The following is a 16,556-nucleotide window of genomic DNA, read 5'->3' on the forward strand; positions in this document are numbered from 1 at the left end:
GCCGGCCCGCGCCGGCTAGCCGCGGCCCGGCCCGCGTCGGCTAGTCGCGGCCCGGCCCGGCTCGCCGCGGCCCGTCGGCCGACCCATCTCACCGTGCACACCCAGCTGAGCCTTCCATTCCGTGGCTAATTCAGGAGATTCCACGAGCAGCGGTCCCAGCCCCGCGAAGTTTCGCATGATTCTGCGGGCCGACCGCACCGTGCGCTCGTTTCTCCTGAGTTAGCCCCAACGACCTGCCCGACCGGGCCAGCCCCGCCCAGCCCGCACCACCCGGCCGGCCCGGGTCATCCATCGCCCCGGCGCATAACTCCTGCCAATTCCGGTGAGTGCCCGGAACCGCCCAAGCGTCCCGGGCATCCGTGCCGCAGCTCCGCCGAATTGGAGGAGTTGTGCGCACGGACCGACCTGCACCCCGAATCGGGCAGCAGCAGCCGCCGCGCATACGTCGTGGCCAACTCAGGAGATTCCGGCGAGTGGCGGCCGAGCCCCCGCAAATTTCCGCATGTTTACGCGGAGTTCTGCGAGTCGGCCACACCATCCGCACGTTTCTCCTGAGTTAGCCCCAGCGCACCGGGCCGATCGAGTCGAGCGGGCGCGCCGGCGGCGGCGAGCTACAGCCAGCGCATGGTGAAGGCGCGGGCGAGCACGGCGCTGGCGGGCGGCGCCGCGAGGGCGCGCACGAGGCCGTTCCGCGCGCGCAGGCGAAGCCCCTGCACGGGTCCGCCCATCGCCATGTTGAAGTCGGCCTGCCGGGCGGCCATCCGAGCGCTGCGCCGGCGGCGGCGGTCGTAATCCCCGAGCACGCCTGAAGCGGCCTCCGGATCCCGCAGCGCCCGCTCCAGCGCCGGGGCCAGTTGCAGCGCGTCGAGCCACCCGAGGTTCATGCCCTGCCCGCCGATCGGGCTGATCTGGTGCGCCGCGTCGCCGATGAGCACGACCCGTCCCGCTACAAGTCTCGTGGCGAGGCGCTGCTGCACCGAGAAGGCGCTGGCCTCCGCGGTCGTCGGAGGCAGCTGCGTGCCGGTGCGGGCACGGATGAGCGCAGCCAGGTCGTCGGACGTCGCATCGGCCTGCAGGGTCGGGGTCATGGCCACCCAGCGGCGTCGGCCTCCCGGCAACGGGAACGACTCGACCACACCACCCCGCTCGAAGAAGAGCACGGCCTCCCCGAGATGCTCCCCCGTGTCGGGGTAGTCGCTCATCAGATACGTCTCGCCGCCGGTGCGCGCGGTGCAGCGGATGCCGAGTAGGTCGCGCACGAGACTGCGGGCGCCGTCGGCGGCGACCACGTAGCGAGCCTCGAGAGTTTCGCCAGCAGACACGCCCCCCTCGCCCGTCCCGCCCGTCCCGATCCCCTCGACCGTCCCGTGAGTCCCGCCTGGCTTCGCCGTCTCGACTGTCTTAGCCGTCTCGACCGCGACCCGACCACCGCGCTCGGACACCCCGGTCACCGTTACGCCGCCGCGCAGCCGGCCGGGCGCGAGTTCGGCGAAGCGCGCGCGCAGCACGGCCTCGGTCTCGAACTGCGGCAGAGAGATCACGCTCTGCATCCGGCCGACGGTTTCGGTGAACGCCAGTCGGCCCAGCGTGCGCCCGTCCGAGCGCACCACACCGCCGCGGATGCGCACCGCCCGGGCGAGCACCTCTTCTGCCACGCCCAGTTGCTCCAGAGCCCGCAACGACGGCGGGTGGATGCCGATGGCCCGGGATCGCAGCGACGGCTTGGCTCGCTGCTCGACCACCTCCACGTCGACACCGCGCACCGCCAGCAGTCCAGCGAGCAGGATGCCCACCGGTCCCCCGCCGACCACGATCACGTCCCGAACCCGTGCCCCGCTGTCGTTCGCCTGCCCCCGCTCGTGCACGTGCACGCGTTCAGGTTCCCTTTCCGGTCGAGAGTGCCCGTTGCGCCGGTCACTTTTGACCGGAAAGGACACGCTCGCCGGCACCGTCTCAGCAAGAACCGACCCAGCCGACGCCGATACAGCCGACGACACAGCCGACGCCGACACAGCCGACGCGAGCCCGGCAGACGCCGGTCCGGTCGGCACCACCCGGCGCAGCACGAGGCGCGACGGATGTTCCCGCGTCACCTGCCACCCGGGCGGCACCACCTCGCGCAGCTCGGCCGCCGTAAAACTGCGGCGAATGGAGGTGAGCCCGTCGTCGCGGATGAACGACCGGCGAAAGAGCGGCCAGGTGCCGAGCCCGAAGCCGAGGTACGCGAACCGGCTGCGTTCGATGTCGGCGTGCAGCACCCGGTGCGCGGCGAGCCGTTCCGAGTCGGCGAGCAGTCCGCCGAGCTGTTCGCCGGTGAGGTGGTGCAGCACATGGTTGGAGACGACGACGTCGAACCGGCGCCTTTCTGCGACGAGATCGGAACTGAGCGCCCGCCGAAAAGTCAGTCCGGGCAGTGGGGGCAGACTCATCGCGTAGGCGTGCGCGCGGGCATCCGGGTCAACGGCCGTGATGCGCAGGCGCAGGCCGTCCCGGGCGGCCCAGCGGGCCAGCGCCCGCGCCACGTCGCCGCCGCCGCAGCCGACGTCGAGCAGGGTGCTCTCCCGAGTGCTCGACAGCAATGGCCGGATATCGCGGCGGTACATCCCGCGCCACCCCGACACCACGCCGTTCACAAACCGGAAGTTCGCGTAGGTGCTGGCGAGTTTGACGGGGTCGCAGTCGGGGTCGTCCATGAGCTCGACGGCGTCACTCGCGCGCCGGCGCAGCGACGGAACGCCCAGCGACGAGACGCCGAGGAAGGGACGACTCCGCGACGATCGGCGCGCCGAAGGGAAATGCATCGACGGGATGCCCACTTCCGCTACCCGGCGGTGACGGTCATCAGCCCGGATTCGACCGTGAGCCCCGGGCCGAACGCCATCGCGCAGACCCGCTCGCCGTCATCCGTGGCCGGGGAGTCGAGGATGGCCTTGAGCACGAACAGGATCGTCGCGCTGCTCATGTTGCCGTAGGTGCGGAGAGTCTCCCGCGAGGGCACGAGCTGCGCCTCGCTCAGCCCGAGCTTCGCCTCGGTCTTGTCCAGGATGCTGCGCCCGCCCGGATGGATCGCCCAGTGCGCGATCGCGGTGGCCGGTGTGGTGACCGGCGCGACGTCAACCGGTGCGACCAGGGTTGCGACCGACCCGGCCGAGACACCCTCCGGCACCCCGGCAGGCAGGAGCGACGGCACCCTAGAAGGCACAAGCGCCGGCGCCAACACTGCGCTGAGCGCGACGTCCCGCGCGAAGAGGGGTGCCAGCGCCCCCTCGATGTGCTGGTCGATGATGTGCGGCACGTAGGTGCTGAGGATCATCTCGAACCCTTCGTCGCCGATCTTCCAGGCCATGTCCCCCTCGCCGATGGGCGTGATCACGGTCTCGAACAGGTCGAGGTTGAGGGCGTTCTCGCCCGCCGCGGGGGCGCGGGAGCTGACGATCCCAGCCGCAGCTCCATCCGAGAACAGCGAGGAGGCGACGATCGTGTCCGGGTCGTCCGAGGTGCGCAGGTGCAGCGAACAGAGCTCGGCGCTGACGACGAGCACGACGGCGTTCGGGTCGGCGTCGACGAACTGCTTCGCCGTGCGCAGGGCGGGCATCGACGCGTAGCAGCCCATGAAGCCGAGGTGGTAGCGCTGGGTCGCGGGGTTCAGGCCCAGCTCGCGCACGAGCATGTAGTCGGGTCCCGGCGCGTAGAACCCGGTGCACGACACGGTAACCACATGCGTGATGTCCGAGGCCTCGATGCCGGGGCACGCCTCGAGGGCCCGTCGCCCGGCCTCGACGAACAGCTTCGTCGCCTCCACGATGTAGAGCTCGTTGCGCACCCGGGTGCTCGGCTTGAGCAGCTCCTGCGTGGCGGCGTCGAAGAACTGGGGATCGGACGACGCCTTGTCGAGAGTGAGCTCGTCAATGACGGTGTGCCGGGTGTCGATCCCGGACAGGTTGAACGACGCGGTCACCAGGCGCTGGGCCAGGCGGCTGAGTCCCGGCTGGGCGGCGAAGATGTCGCGCACCTGATCCTGAATCAGTACTGTCGGGGGGACCACGGTCTGGAGCGCTCTAAGAGTGACGGGCATAGCCCAAGTGTTACACGTGGGCACGGCCCGGCACACCCCCGTAAATGCCGTCAGATCAGGGCAGTGGGGCGAACAAACGGATGCCCGTGAACCCGATCCCGAGCCCCGCGGCAACGATCGCGGTGACGCCGCCGATGTACGCGATGAGGGTTCCCGGGGTATCGCCGAACGCACGGAAGTACGTGACCAGGAACGCGGCGACCGCGACCGCGGCGAACGGGATCAGGATGCGCAGCTGCAGGCGGTCGACTCTGGGCGGGCGGGCGTTCGTCCCGCCGCGCGGTGCACCGCCCATCGACCACGGGCCGCGGGTCAGCACCAGGCCGGCCACGCAACCCCAGACCGCCACGACGAGCAGAGCCGCGATGACATCGCTGGGCCGATGCCAGCCGTTCGCCAGCGTGGCGACCCCGGCCAGGATGGCGAAGCCGGAACCGCCGAGGGCGGCGAGGCCGCGCGTGCGGGGACTCGCGACCAGGAAAACGGCGAGAGCGGATGCCGCCGCCACCGTTGTATGTCCCGAGGGGAACGAGTTGCCGTCGTAGCCCTCCACCCCGAGGTCCGGCCGGGTCAGGAGCATGATCTTCAGCAGCTGAGTGCTCAACACGGCGGCCAGCGCTACCCCGCAGGCCACGATCAGGGTCCGGCCGTTGCGCCGAACGACGGTCACGACCCCGGTGAGCAGCAGTCCGGCGATGACGGAGACCAGCGGAACGGCATCCAGCAGCTCCTGCGCGAGCGGGGTGACGCTGCGGCGTCCGAACTCCGCGCCGTCGAAGGCGAGCTGGTCCATGGTCTGGCCGGAGAGGGTGCGCACGAAGTAGAGGTAGAGCCCGGCGAACAGGATGATTGCGACGAACGCCCCCACCAGGTAGCGAACGGGGCTGATCGACGAAGAGGTGCGCACGCTCTAGCTTCGCACGCGGCGGCGCGGTTGACTCCGTTCGGACCTCGGGCCTGACCCATCCCTCGGTGAGCCACCTCGGCCGAGCAGCCGTTGCAGGCGCAAGAGGGTACGAAGGAGACCACGTCCTGATCTCGCGGTGACGACGGGCCCGGAGGCGAAACACCCGGGTTCTTCACCGTGTTCGCCTGGCATTCACCTAAGGTTCAGCTCATGCTGCTCAAATAATCAGAGTAGAGTCAGCCAACTCTTCGAAGAGCTCTTAGCCCCAACGAATGGATGCTCCGTGAACATTCGAACGGCCGAATACCCCAAGCCGGATCATTTTCTACTCCACCTCAGCGACACCCACCTGCTTGCGAACGGCGGGCGCCTGTACGACCAGGTCGACAGCACCGCCCATCTCGCGCAGCTGTTCGCGGAGGTCGAAGCCTCCTCCGGCCGACCCGACGCCATCATCATCACGGGTGACCTGGCCGACAAGGGCGAACCGGATGCCTACCGGGCCGCTCAACTAATCGTCGAGCCGGCCGCGGCGCGGCTCGGTGCCCGCGTCTTCTGGGTGATGGGCAACCACGACGATCGGGCGGCGTTCCGCAGCACGCTGCTGAACGAGCCGGCGACCACCGAGCCGATCGACCACGTCGACTACATCGGCGGCCTGCGCCTGATCACGCTCGACACCTCCGTTCCCGGCCACCACCACGGCGCCGTGACCGACGACCAATTGCGCTGGCTGGCCGGCCAGCTGAGCGTTCCGGCGCCGGACGGCACCATTCTGGCCATGCACCACCCGCCCGTGCCGAGCGTGCTCGACCTGGCCGTGTCGGTCGAGTTGCGCGGCCAGGCCCGTCTTGCACAGGTGTTGCGCGGCTCGGATGTGCGCAGCATCCTCGCCGGGCACCTGCACTACTCCTCGACCGCGACGTTCGCGGGCATTCCGGTGTCGGTGGCGTCGGCCACCTGCTACACCCAGGACCTGAATGTTCCGGTCGGCGGCACGCGGGGCCGCGACGGGGCACGCACCTTCAACCTCGTGCATGTGTTCGCTGACACGATACTGCACTCGGTCGTTCCGCTGGGTGACTACCCGGCGCTGGACTACGTCGACGCGACGGAAAGTGCGCGACGGCTCGCCGGCGACAACATCCGGATCATGCCCGCGGGTACTCTGCCAACGTTCCGCGAACCCCCGATGACCACACCGATCCCGGTTCTGCACTAGACGGCGGCGTGTGCCCGGCCTGGCCGGGAACGAGCTGGTTCTCGCGTTCCCACGGGGCGACTATCGGGAAGTAACGTTCGAGGAAGTCGGTCACGGCCGCGCGGCGAACCTCGTCGGAGATCTCCGGGTTGCTTCCGTCGTTCAGGCAGAACATGTCCTGGTCGCGGCGCTTGCGCAGGGCGTTCATCTGACGCAGTGCCAGCTTCAGCGTGGTTTCGATGTACAGTGAGCGCGCCTGGGTCTGCTCGACCGCCCGCCCGGTCATCAGCGCGTAGTAGTGGTACAGCGAGTTCGTGACCGAGATATCAGTCGCTGAGCGGAACTGGCTGGCCGCAGTGCGGGCGAAATCGCCGGGGAACTCCGCTTCGAGTTCCTGCATCACACTCCTGCGGAGCGGCGCCGCCGTGTGCTCGAGGTGCCGCGTGGTGACCTTGCCGAACCGATCGCGCAGCAGGGCGCGGTTGACCCGGGCGCCGTTCTCGAACCCGCTGCGGCTGGTGTTGTTCTCGCCGAGGCCGATCCGGGTGGATGCCTCGATGAACTTGGTCACGCCGCCCGGAGAGAAGAACAGCTCCGGTCCGACAGGGCGGCCGAAGAACATGTCGTCGTTGGAATAGAGGAAATGCTCGGCCAGTCCGGGGATGCGGTGCAGCTGACTCTCCACGGCGTGCGAGTTGTGCGTGGGCAGAACACTCAGGTCGGGGAAGAAATCCTCGCTGCGCATGATGGTCACGCGCGGGTGCTCGGCCAGCCACACCGGGGCCGGCGAATCCGTGGCGATGAAGATGCGGCGCACCCAGGGCGCGAACATGTAGACGCTGCGGAGGGCGTACTTGAGCTCGTCGATCTGGCGGAAACGGGCATCCGAATCGTCGCCGTCTCCGACGACATAGGCCTGCATGCGCTTGGCCCGTTCACGCTGGAAATCACTGGACGAGCCGTCGACCCAGGAGAAGACCATGTCGATGTCGAAACTGACGTCGCTGGCCAGGTCGTCGAACATGTGTTGCAGGGTGCGCCAGGTGCGCCCGAAGAGGTCGATCGTGGTCTCGCGGGCCTCCGAACGCGGCAGACGTGCCCGCATCAGCGAGTTCTCGACGGGCGCGACGATCTCATCGTCGCCGAAGTGCCAGAGCTCGAACTGGAAGGCCGTTTCGGCGCCGTAGCGCAGGCGGCCGATCGGCTCGATGCGCGGTCGGTAGACCCGGAAGACGGATGACTTGCGCAGCGTCGTCAGGGCGCCGTCCGCCAGGAGCAGGGCCGGGGTCAGATTCCCGTCGAGGGGCTTAGCGTAGAAGGGCTCGTTCGCGAAAGCCTCCGCAAGGATGCGGGTGAGGTTCTTGCGGCGTTTGCGGTCGACCGCGATCACCGGGCGGTCCCCGTCGCCGCGCACGAGCAGGAAGTCGATGCCGGCCCGTTCGAGCGCGTCGCGGACCGCGAGGAGGTCCTTGACCATCGACTCGTGGGGGGTGAAGTGACCGTTGATCAAGTTGATCTCGCCCTTGCGCACGACCACGTCATCACGGTCGAAACGGCGGGTGCGCGGGTCGGGTGAGAGCAGCACGAGCTCGGGTTCCTGGCTCAGCGTCAGCACGGGCAGGTTGTCTGCCGGTTCGTTCGAGGAGCGACGCTCGGTTTCCGGGCGATCGAACGTGGCCATGGTCCTCCTCGAGAAGAATTGGGAACACTCATTCACGAGGCAACCACACGCAGTGCCGGGGAGAGTGCGTCCGTTGATGCCGGACAGCAACGACCGGTTCAGAGACCGGAGCGAAGCAGCCGGCGGAACGCGGTGGCGCCGTTGTTATTCTACGTCTTCTGCGTCCCCCGCTCGCCGCGGTGACGGGACCGCCCGGTGATCGCGGTCGAACCCGTGCGCAGGCTTTCCTCGTCGTGGCCGACGGCTGTCATCCAGGAGGTACCGAACGCCAGCTGCGAGTACCCGATCGCGCCGACGACCATGCTGGACGCGGTGGCCAGGAGTACGGCCCCGATGGTGATTTCGGGAACCATCGCCGGAGTCCGTTCGGTCGTCGGCGCAGACCGATGAGGTCGGCTGGCGTGAGGTTGCCGGCTTGAGGTTACCGGCTTGTAGTTACTTCGGAGGCCCGACGGCCGGCGCGATTTCCGCTCAGGTATCGGGTCAGGCGAACGGGTCAGGCCCTGTCAATCACATACTCGGCCAGGATCCTGGCGTGGTTCACCATCGGGTCCCGAGCGCCGTAGACCAGCGTGGTTGTCGTCTGCTTCTCCTCGTCGCGGGCGATGAGCGTGCGGAGTTCCTGCACGGCCGCCGTCGTCTCGGGTGCGGTGTCGAGTTCGGCCCGGTAGCGCACCGCGAACTCATCCAGAAGTGCCCGGTCGTGGTTCCACCACCGGCGCAGCTCCGGGCTGGGCGCGATCTGCTTCAGCCAGGCGTCGAGCCGGGCTTCCTCCTTCGAGACTCCGCGCGGCCACAGCCGGTCGACCAGCACCCGGGTCCCGTCGCTCGCGGAAAGTTCGTCGTAGACCCGCTTGATCTGTATGCCCATCTGTCCATTCTGTTCCCGGCGCGGCCACCGGGCCGACCAGCCTCCGTCCGGGTCAGGCCATCGGCAGGTCGGCGGGATCGGTGACGGGCAGGCGGCAGACGAAGTCACGGCAGAGGTAGGCCGTCGGCAGACCCTGGTGTGCGACCCGGCCGCGGAACAGTTCGAAGCCGGCGTCGGCGAAGGCCTGCGCCTGAACCTCGGTGACGGATGCGACGAGCCCGCTCCCGCGTCGGCGCACCGCGTCGAGCAGTGCGGCGGGTTGCTCGGGGGCGGCCGCGTCCGGCCCTGCCCCCGGCCCGACCACGTCCGCCCCGACCACCACGAGTTGTTCCACGGGGCCGGTCAGAATGCCGGACAGTCGCAGGGCCGCCCCGAAGGCGAGCGGGCGTTCGAGTGCGCGCTCGGCGAGGGCCGCCATCGCGGCAACGGCGGCCGCGCGATAGCGGTCGTCGGCGGTCAGCAGGTAGAGCAGGTTCGCCGCCTCTGCGGTCGCCGTGATCCCGGACGGGTAGGCCCCCTCCGACGGGTCGACGTCCAGGGCGAGTCCCTGCGCGGCAAGCAACGGGTCGGGCCCGTCGGGAGCGCGAAACGGCATCCCGCCGGCGACAGTTCCGGCCGTGCCGGCCGTGCCGGCGGCGTCGGTGGGGGCATTGGTGCCGGGAGTGCCGGAGCCGGGGATGTCGGTGGCGGACGGTACCGTTTTGGCATCCGTTCCCCCCAGCGTGCCGTCGATGAGCCGGCGCGCGGCCGTGGCATAGCGCACCTCGCCCGTGGCCAGAGCAAGCTCGAGGAGACCCTGTGCACACATCCCGAAGTCCTCCAGGGTGGCCTGAGCGGCAGACGTGCGCCCCGCGATGGAGGCCCGCACGAGGCTGCCGTCCCGGCGCAGGTGACGCGTGAGCAGGTGGTCGGCGGCCCTCGCGGCCGCCGTCGTGAGGTCGGGATCGGCGAGGGCGAACCCGGCGCGGGCCAGGGCTCTGATGGCAAGGCCGTTCCAGCCGGTGAGCACCTTTTCATCGAGCGCGGGCGGCTCCTCCTGCCGCCGGGCGTCCTCGTCCAGGGTGTAGTACAAGCCCTCGACGCGGCGACCGGCAACGGTGCTCTCGGAGTCCTGGGCGCTGGCGAACCCGCCGCCGGGCAGGCGCAGCACGGTCGTGAGGAACCCGGCGACACCCTCCGCGACCGTCTGCGCCCATTTCTCGCCGGTGAGCTGCCAGGCCTGGGTGTAGAGGTCGAGCAGCTGCGCGTTGTCGTAGAGCATCCGCTCGTAGTGCGGGTCGCTCCAGTCCCGGTTCACGGCGTAGCGGAAGAAACCGCCCTCCACCGGGTCGCGCAGGGGCGAGGCACCCATGCGCTTCAGGGTGCGCAGGGCGAGGGCCTGCGCTTCCGGGACCTGTCCCACGACACCCGGCCGGCCGAGCAGAAACCCCAGCACCGGCGCTACGGGAAACTTGGGCGCGCCGCCGAATCCGCCGAAGCGGGGGTCTTCCAGGCCCACGAGTTCGGCCTGGACCCGGTCGAGCGCGGCGGGGCCGGGCAGCGCTCCGCCGGCACCCTGTCGTGCGGCGGCGGCCGCGAGCGTCTCGGCGACGAGGGACGCGCTCGCGGTGACCTCGGCGCGGCGGTTCGTCCAGGCATCCGTCACCGCTTCAAGCACCTGCCGGAACGACGGATGCCCCGGCAACGGCAGCGGCGGAAAGTAGGTGCCGGCGTAGAAAGCCTGCCCGTCGGGGGTGACGAACACGTTGAGCGGCCAGCCGAGCCCGCCCACGAAGGCGCTGGCCGCGGCGAGGTAGCTGGCGTCGACCTCGGGATGCTCCTCCCGGTCGACCTTGATGCTCACGAAGTGCCGGTTCAGGTAATCGGCGAGCTCCGGGTCGCTAAAGCTCTCCCGGGCCATGACGTGGCACCAGTGGCAGGTCGAGTAGCCGATCGAGACGAGCACGGGCAGATCCCGCAGCCGAGCCTCCACGAAAGCCTCCGAACCCCAGCCGAACCAGGCAACGGGATTGTCGGCGTGCGAGCGCAGATAGGGGCTGATTGCGTCGGCGAGGTGATTGGACATGCCTCCATTGTGCCGCTGTCCCCGGCCCGACGCTCCCTGCGTATTTCCTCAACGAACCTGAGCGGAGCAGGTCAGGGCCGGTCAGAGCCGGGCGGCCACCAGGTCGACCGCGAGGGCCCTGCGGGCGCGGCGCTGCACGCTCATCCAGACGAAGAAGCCGGCGAGGGTGAACGCGCCGTAGAAGATGTAGAGGATGGCCGAGGCGTAGTAGCCGGCGCTGAGCAGCAACGGCACCCCGACGATGTCGACCGCCACCCAGATCAGCCAGAACTCGGTCCAGCCCTTCGCCATGCCGTACGTGGCCAGCAACGAGCCGGTGAAGATCCAGGCATCGGCCCAGACGGGCTCGAACGAGCCGAGCGCACGGAAGACCGGCGTGAGCACCAGAGTGCCCGCGACGAGCCCGAATCCGAGCAGGATGCGCGCGCGAGCACCGGCCCAGTGCGGGGCCACGGCAGCCTGCGCGCTCCCCCGACGATGGGTGGACCACTGGACCCAGCCGAAGATCGACACGACGATGAACATGATCTGCCGTCCGGCCTGGCCGAGCAGATTGACCGGGTTGGGCGTGCCGAACACGGCGCCGAGGAACACCGTGAACAGCAGCACGTTGCCCGCGATTCCGATCGGCCAGGCCCACACCTTACGGCGCATCCCGCCGACGGCGCTCAGGATGCCGAAGGCGTTGCCGATGATCTCGCGCCAAAGAATGGTCTGGGTTCCGATCTGCAGCTGTGCGTCGAAAAGCCACTCGATCGGGTTCATCCGTCATCTTCCTCGCCGGGCGGTTCCCGCCCTCCCCAACCTAACCCTCCTCCCGGGCTGTTATTCCCGGTGGCGGCAGGGCGGAACGAGACCGCGCGAGGCGGAGCGCGTCAGTTCACGTCGTCGGGCTGCGCGCTCACCCGGCCGGCGGGCTCGGCTCGGCCCACTCGCTTCCGAGGTGCAAATGGCACAGCTCGGGACCCACGAACGGGCGCAGCCCGACCTGGTCCGGGTCGTGGCCGAGCTCGCGGGCGACCCCGCGCACGAGGCCCAGGTGCACCGAGCAGATGACGTCGGGGGCGTCCCGCGCATCGGCGCGAAACGGGCAGGCCAGCAGGGTGATCAGCGGGGCGGCAACGTCGGCGACACCGTCGGAGGCACCGTCGTCCGCCGCGGACTCGGCTTCCGAAGCCGGAGCCGGCTCCACCGCCGAAACCAGCTCCGGATCGAAGCCGAGCCGGTCGAGGATACTCAGCAGCGGCGCGATGCCCTCCGCGGCGCTCCCCCGCAGCTCGTCGGCGTAGCTCTCGGCCCAGGTCTCACCGGCGCGGATTGCCCGGGCCCGCCCGCTGTCGGCGTCCTCGGCGAGCGCGGTGGCCAGCACCCGGCTCAGATCGTGCTGGGCGCCGCCTTCCCGGGCGGCGGGTCCAGCGGTGAAGAGGATTCGCGGGCGGCCACGCGTCCCCGCGCGCCCGACGGCGCGCCGGATCAGGTCGGCGTTCTCGAGCTGATCGAGATGGAACCGGGCGGTCGTCACGTGCAGTCCGATGCGCGCCGCGACCGCGGCGGCGTCGAGCGGGGTGGCCGATCCCATCAGGAGGTCGAGCACCTGGCGGCGCGCGTCGGAGGCAAGGGCGGCGTGCCGGTCCCCCGTCCCTTCGTCGTTGATCATTCTTTGATGCTAACATCGTGCGGTTAAAAACGCGCCGATACAGCCACAGCCGTCGGGCCGATCACAGGCGAACCCGGGCAGCATCCGTCGTTCACCGCGAGGTCATACGATGGAAGGCTCATGATCCCCGTCGAAGTCACCTTCCCACCCGAGCTTCCGGTCAGCCAGCGCCGGGAGGATATCGCGCGCGCCATCCGTGACAACCAGGTGGTCATCGTCGCCGGCGCGACGGGTTCCGGCAAGACCACCCAACTGCCGAAGATCTGCCTCGAGCTGGGCCGGGGGAACATCGGCCACACGCAACCCCGCCGTCTCGCCGCGCGCACGATCGCTGAACGCATCGCCGAGGAACTCGGACAGGAAGTCGGCCAGACGGTCGGCTACCAGGTGCGGTTCACCGACCAGGTCGGCCCGGACACCCGCATCAAGCTGATGACCGACGGCATCCTGCTCAACGAGATGCACCGCGACCGTCTGCTGCGCAAGTACGACACGATCATCATCGACGAGGCGCACGAGCGCAGCCTCAACATCGACTTCCTGCTCGGCTACCTGCGTCAGCTGCTGCCGCAGCGCCCCGACCTCAAGCTCATCATCACCTCCGCGACGATCGACCCGCAGAGCTTCGCCGAGCATTTCGCCACGCCCGACGGCACGCCGGCCCCCATCATCGAGGTCTCCGGGCGCACCTACCCGGTGGAGATCCGCTACCGGCCGCTGGTCGTCGAGGCGATGGACGGCGACGACGACGACACGACGGATGCCGCGCCCACGGTGGACAGGGACTACATCGAGGGAATCTCCGCCGCGCTCGATGAGCTCGAACGGGAGTCCAACGGCGATGTTCTGGTCTTCCTCAGCGGTGAGACCGAGATTCGGGACGCCGCGGACGCCCTGCAGGGCAAGTACGCCTCCTCGGGGCGCACCAGCCCCACCGAGATCCTGCCGCTGTACGGGCGGCTCTCCTCCGCCGACCAGCACAAGGTGTTCCAGCCGTCTAAGGTCGCCGGCGTGCGACGCCGCATCGTGCTGGCGACGAACGTGGCGGAGACCAGCCTGACCGTGCCGGGCATCCGCTACGTCATCGACGCCGGGACCGCCCGGATCAGCCGGTACAGCGTGCGCTCGAAGGTGCAGCGGCTGCCGATCGAGGCCATCTCGCAGGCCTCCGCGAACCAGCGCTCGGGCCGAAGCGGCCGCACCAGCGACGGTATCGCCATCCGCCTCTATTCGGAGGAGGACTTCACCCGCCGGCCTGAGTACACCGAGCCGGAGGTGCTGCGCACGAACCTGGCCGCGGTCATCCTGCAGATGATCTCGCTGGGCCTCGGCGACATCGCCGCGTTCCCGTTCCTCACCCCGCCCGACTCGCGCGGCATCAAGGACGGCCTCGACCTGCTCGCCGAGCTCGGCGCGGTGGCTGCGCTCACCGCCGGCCACAAATCCGGCATCTCCAAGCCCGGCATCTCCAAGCCCGGCATCTCCACACTGACCCGCATCGGCCAGCAGCTCGCAAAGCTGCCCATCGATCCTCGGTTCGGACGAATGGTGATCGAGTCGAAGACGCAGGCGGTGAGCCGCGAGGTGATGGTGATCGTCTCCGGGCTCACCATCCAGGACCCGCGCGAACGGCCCCTCGAGCGCCGCGCGCAGGCCGACCAGCAGCACGCCCGGTTCACCGACCCGACGAGCGACTTCCTGAGCCTGCTGAACCTCTGGAACTACCTCGAGACGCAGCAGAAGGAGCTCGGTTCCAGCGCCTTCCGACGCCTCTGCAAGAACGAGTTCCTCAACTATCTGCGCGTGCGCGAATGGCAGGACGTGTACAAGCAGTTGCGCCAGATGGCCAAGCCGCTCGGTCTCCACATCGGGGATCCCAGCGTGAATCCCGATGGGATCCACCGTTCGCTCCTCGCCGGTCTGCTTTCCCACATCGGTCTCAAGGACACCGCCAAGAAGGACTACATCGGCGCGCGCCAGCAGCGTTTCGTGATCTTCCCGGGCTCGGCGCTCGCGAAGAAGCAACCGAACGCCGTGATGAGCGCGGAACTGGTCGAGACCAGCCGCCTGTTCGCCCGGATGAACGCGGTCGTCGACCCCGCGTGGGCCGAGCCGCTCGCCGGCGACCTCTGCAAGCGCAGCTACTCCGAGCCGCACTGGGAGAAGAAGCAGGGCGCGGTCGTCGCCTACGAGCGGGTCACCCTGTACGGGGTGCCGATCGTGCCGCGCCGCCGAATCCAGTTTTCCCGGGTCGACCCGGCCTACGCTCGCGACCTATTCATCCGGCACGCGCTCGTCGAGGGTGAATGGGACCTTGACCGAATCGACCAGCGCGTCACGGCCTTCGACCGGGCGAACACGAGCCTGCGCAAGGAACTCGCCGAACTCGAGGAGCGCACGCGGCGCCGTGACATCCTGTTCGACGACGAGGCCGTGTTCGAGTTCTACCAGAAACGCATTCCCGCCGACGTATGCTCATCGCGCACGTTCGAAACCTGGTGGCGCCAGGCGCGCACCCAGACGCCCGATCTGCTCACGATGACCGCCGAGGCACTGGTGCCCGAGGACGCGCCGGAGATCGACGAGGCCGTGTTCCCGCCGATCTGGCGCCAGGGCGACCAGAAGTTCGCGCTCAGCTACCGGTTCGAGCCCGGCGCGGACGACGACGGCGTGACCGTGCAGATCCCGCTGGCCCTGCTCGCGAGGCTCTCTCCCACCGGCTTCGACTGGCAGGTACCGGGCCTCCGCGCCGACCTGGTGACCGCACTGATCAAGTCGCTGCCCAAGAGCATCCGTCGCAACGTGGTGCCGGCGGGGGACTGGGCCAAGCGACTGCTGAACGAGTTGCCGCCGGCGCCGGGCGAGGTCTCGGTCGGGGTGTCGGGCCTGGGCGAAGCCACCCGCGGCTCCATGTTCGACCGCGACGATGTCCCCTTCACCGAGACGCTCGCCGCCCTGATCCAGAAGCTCACCTACGTGTCCGTGAAGGCGAACGACTTCGAGCTGGTCCGGGTTCCGGCCCACCTTCGCATGACGTTCCGTGTCGTGGACGAACGCGGTCGCCCGAGCGCCTCCGGCAAGGACCTCCTGGAACTGCAGCGCCGGCTCGGCACCCAGGCCCGCGAGAGCGTGGCCGCGGCATCCGCTGCCACCCCCACCAATGCGATCGAGCGCACCGGACTCACCACCTGGGATTTCCCGGAGCTGCCCCGGTTCCTCGACACCAGGCAGGGTGACAACACCATCCGCGGCTACCCGACCCTCGTCGACGAGGGTGCGTCGGTGGCGATCCGCATGATGAGCACGGAGGCCGAGCAGGCCCGCACCCTGCCCGATGGCGTGCGTCGCCTGCTGCTGCTCGCCACGCCCTCCCCGGTGGCCTACGTGCAGCAGCACCTCACCGGGGCAGAGAAGCTCAGCCTGGCCACCAGCCCGTATCGCACCACCCAGGCGCTGTTCGACGACTGCCTCGCGGCGAGCGTCGACGACGTGCTTTTCCGGGTGAAGCCCGGCGGCCAGGTGTTCATGCACGCCGAGTTCGACACCATCCGGGACCGGGTGTCCGGCGTCGTGATGGATTCCATGTTCGATACGGTGGGCCTCGTCGCCCGCATCCTCGCCGCCGCGCGCGCCGCCGACAAGGCGCTCAAGGCGTCCACCAGCATGGCCCTGCTCCCGGCCCTGACGGATGCCCGCGCGCAGCTGACCGGGCTCGTCTACCCCGGTTTCGTGAGCGCCACGGGACTCGTGCAGCTGCGGCACTTGCCGCGATACCTCGGCGGCATCACCGCGCGCATCGCGAAGCTCAGCGACAATCCGAGCCGCGACCGGGTCTGGATGAATGAGAGCCAGGCAGCCACGGGCCGGTTCGAGGATGCCGGCGGCACGATCCCCCTGCAGGCGAACGCGGCCGCCAACCTGGTGCGTGCGCGCTGGCTGATCGAGGAACTTCGGATCAGCCTCTTCGCCCAGGAACTGAAGGCCGCGGAGCCCGTTTCCCTCCAGCGGATCCACAAGGCCCTGACCGGCTGAGGTCTCCGTCGTTCTCGGTATCCGGCACCGCTGCGCTGGATCATCGGTAGCCCACCTGCTTGAAGTC

General features: G+C 69.3%; 11 protein-coding genes. 2 read left to right on the forward strand and 9 right to left on the reverse strand.

Features of this window, described 5'->3' with window-relative positions:
- Positions 1-611: 611 nt before the first annotated feature.
- From E3O54_RS08445 to E3O54_RS08460, 3 genes are read right to left on the reverse strand one after another with little or no spacing between them, the layout of a single operon-like run.
- Positions 612-2,801, reverse strand: coding sequence for an FAD-dependent monooxygenase (locus E3O54_RS08445; protein WP_370247599.1), 2,190 nt, complete (start codon positions 2,799-2,801; stop codon positions 612-614).
- A gap of 20 nt (positions 2,802-2,821) precedes the next feature.
- The gene (locus tag E3O54_RS08455) at positions 2,822-4,075 is read right to left on the reverse strand and encodes a type III polyketide synthase (RefSeq protein WP_233191158.1); all 1,254 of its coding nucleotides are present in this window, start codon (positions 4,073-4,075) and stop codon (positions 2,822-2,824) included.
- A 55-nt stretch (positions 4,076-4,130) separates the two neighbouring features.
- Positions 4,131-4,982 (reverse strand): phosphatase PAP2 family protein, encoded by an 852-nt coding sequence (locus E3O54_RS08460; RefSeq protein ID WP_134342434.1) that lies wholly within the window; start codon positions 4,980-4,982, stop codon positions 4,131-4,133.
- 283 nt (positions 4,983-5,265) lie between these two features.
- Here E3O54_RS08460 and E3O54_RS08465 point away from each other — a divergent pair, with 283 nt between their 5' ends.
- A complete protein-coding gene (locus E3O54_RS08465; protein ID WP_174720204.1) occupies positions 5,266-6,204 on the forward strand; it encodes a phosphodiesterase in 939 nt (312 codons plus the stop codon).
- On the opposite strand, the gene E3O54_RS08470 is transcribed toward E3O54_RS08465, so the two are convergent.
- From E3O54_RS08470 to E3O54_RS08495, 6 genes are all read right to left on the reverse strand, one after another.
- Entirely contained in the window at positions 6,134-7,864 is a 1,731-nt protein-coding gene (locus E3O54_RS08470; protein WP_104099552.1) for a stealth family protein, read from the reverse strand. The genes E3O54_RS08465 and E3O54_RS08470 overlap by 71 nt on opposite strands.
- 149 nt (positions 7,865-8,013) lie before the next feature.
- Positions 8,014-8,217 carry a DUF1761 domain-containing protein gene (locus E3O54_RS16895; RefSeq protein WP_134342433.1) on the reverse strand — a complete coding sequence of 68 codons (204 nt, stop codon included), beginning with the start codon at positions 8,215-8,217 and terminating at the stop codon, positions 8,014-8,016.
- 143 nt (positions 8,218-8,360) lie between these two features.
- The gene (locus tag E3O54_RS08480) at positions 8,361-8,735 is read right to left on the reverse strand and encodes a DUF488 domain-containing protein (RefSeq protein ID WP_104099553.1); all 375 of its coding nucleotides are present in this window, start codon (positions 8,733-8,735) and stop codon (positions 8,361-8,363) included.
- Positions 8,736-8,787: 52 nt separating this feature from the next.
- Entirely contained in the window at positions 8,788-10,800 is a 2,013-nt protein-coding gene (locus E3O54_RS08485; protein WP_134401406.1) for a thioredoxin domain-containing protein, read from the reverse strand.
- 81 nt (positions 10,801-10,881) lie between these two features.
- Complete coding sequence (gene pnuC / locus E3O54_RS08490; protein WP_134342431.1) at positions 10,882-11,565, reverse strand: nicotinamide riboside transporter PnuC; 684 nt, start codon at positions 11,563-11,565, stop codon at positions 10,882-10,884.
- Between the two features lie 136 nt (positions 11,566-11,701).
- Positions 11,702-12,457 carry a metalloregulator ArsR/SmtB family transcription factor gene (locus tag E3O54_RS08495; protein ID WP_134342430.1) on the reverse strand — a complete coding sequence of 252 codons (756 nt, stop codon included), beginning with the start codon at positions 12,455-12,457 and terminating at the stop codon, positions 11,702-11,704.
- A 120-nt stretch (positions 12,458-12,577) separates the two neighbouring features.
- On the opposite strand from E3O54_RS08495, the gene hrpA reads away from it, so the two are divergent.
- Positions 12,578-16,489: an ATP-dependent RNA helicase HrpA gene (gene hrpA / locus E3O54_RS08500; protein WP_134401407.1), complete on the forward strand. Its 3,912-nt coding sequence runs from the start codon at positions 12,578-12,580 to the stop codon at positions 16,487-16,489.
- Positions 16,490-16,556: the final 67 nt, after the last annotated feature.

This window comes from Cryobacterium sp. TMT2-4, from assembly GCF_004402575.1.
Taxonomy (GTDB): domain Bacteria; phylum Actinomycetota; class Actinomycetes; order Actinomycetales; family Microbacteriaceae; genus Cryobacterium; species Cryobacterium sandaracinum.

Excerpts from the sequence above, each read along its gene's own strand:
- E3O54_RS08470 (WP_104099552.1), bottom strand. The coding sequence starts at position 7,864 with ATGGCCACGTTCGATCGCCCGGAAACCGAGCGTCGCTCCTCGAACGAA.
- pnuC (WP_134342431.1), bottom strand. The coding sequence starts at position 11,565 with ATGAACCCGATCGAGTGGCTTTTCGACGCACAGCTGCAGATCGGAACC.
- E3O54_RS08445 (WP_370247599.1), bottom strand. The coding sequence starts at position 2,801 with ATGCATTTCCCTTCGGCGCGCCGATCGTCGCGGAGTCGTCCCTTCCTC.
- E3O54_RS08485 (WP_134401406.1), bottom strand. The coding sequence starts at position 10,800 with ATGTCCAATCACCTCGCCGACGCAATCAGCCCCTATCTGCGCTCGCAC.
- E3O54_RS16895 (WP_134342433.1), bottom strand. The coding sequence starts at position 8,217 with ATGGTTCCCGAAATCACCATCGGGGCCGTACTCCTGGCCACCGCGTCC.
- hrpA (WP_134401407.1), top strand. The coding sequence starts at position 12,578 with ATGATCCCCGTCGAAGTCACCTTCCCACCCGAGCTTCCGGTCAGCCAG.
- E3O54_RS08480 (WP_104099553.1), bottom strand. The coding sequence starts at position 8,735 with ATGGGCATACAGATCAAGCGGGTCTACGACGAACTTTCCGCGAGCGAC.
- E3O54_RS08455 (WP_233191158.1), bottom strand. The coding sequence starts at position 4,075 with ATGCCCGTCACTCTTAGAGCGCTCCAGACCGTGGTCCCCCCGACAGTA.
- E3O54_RS08495 (WP_134342430.1), bottom strand. The coding sequence starts at position 12,457 with ATGATCAACGACGAAGGGACGGGGGACCGGCACGCCGCCCTTGCCTCC.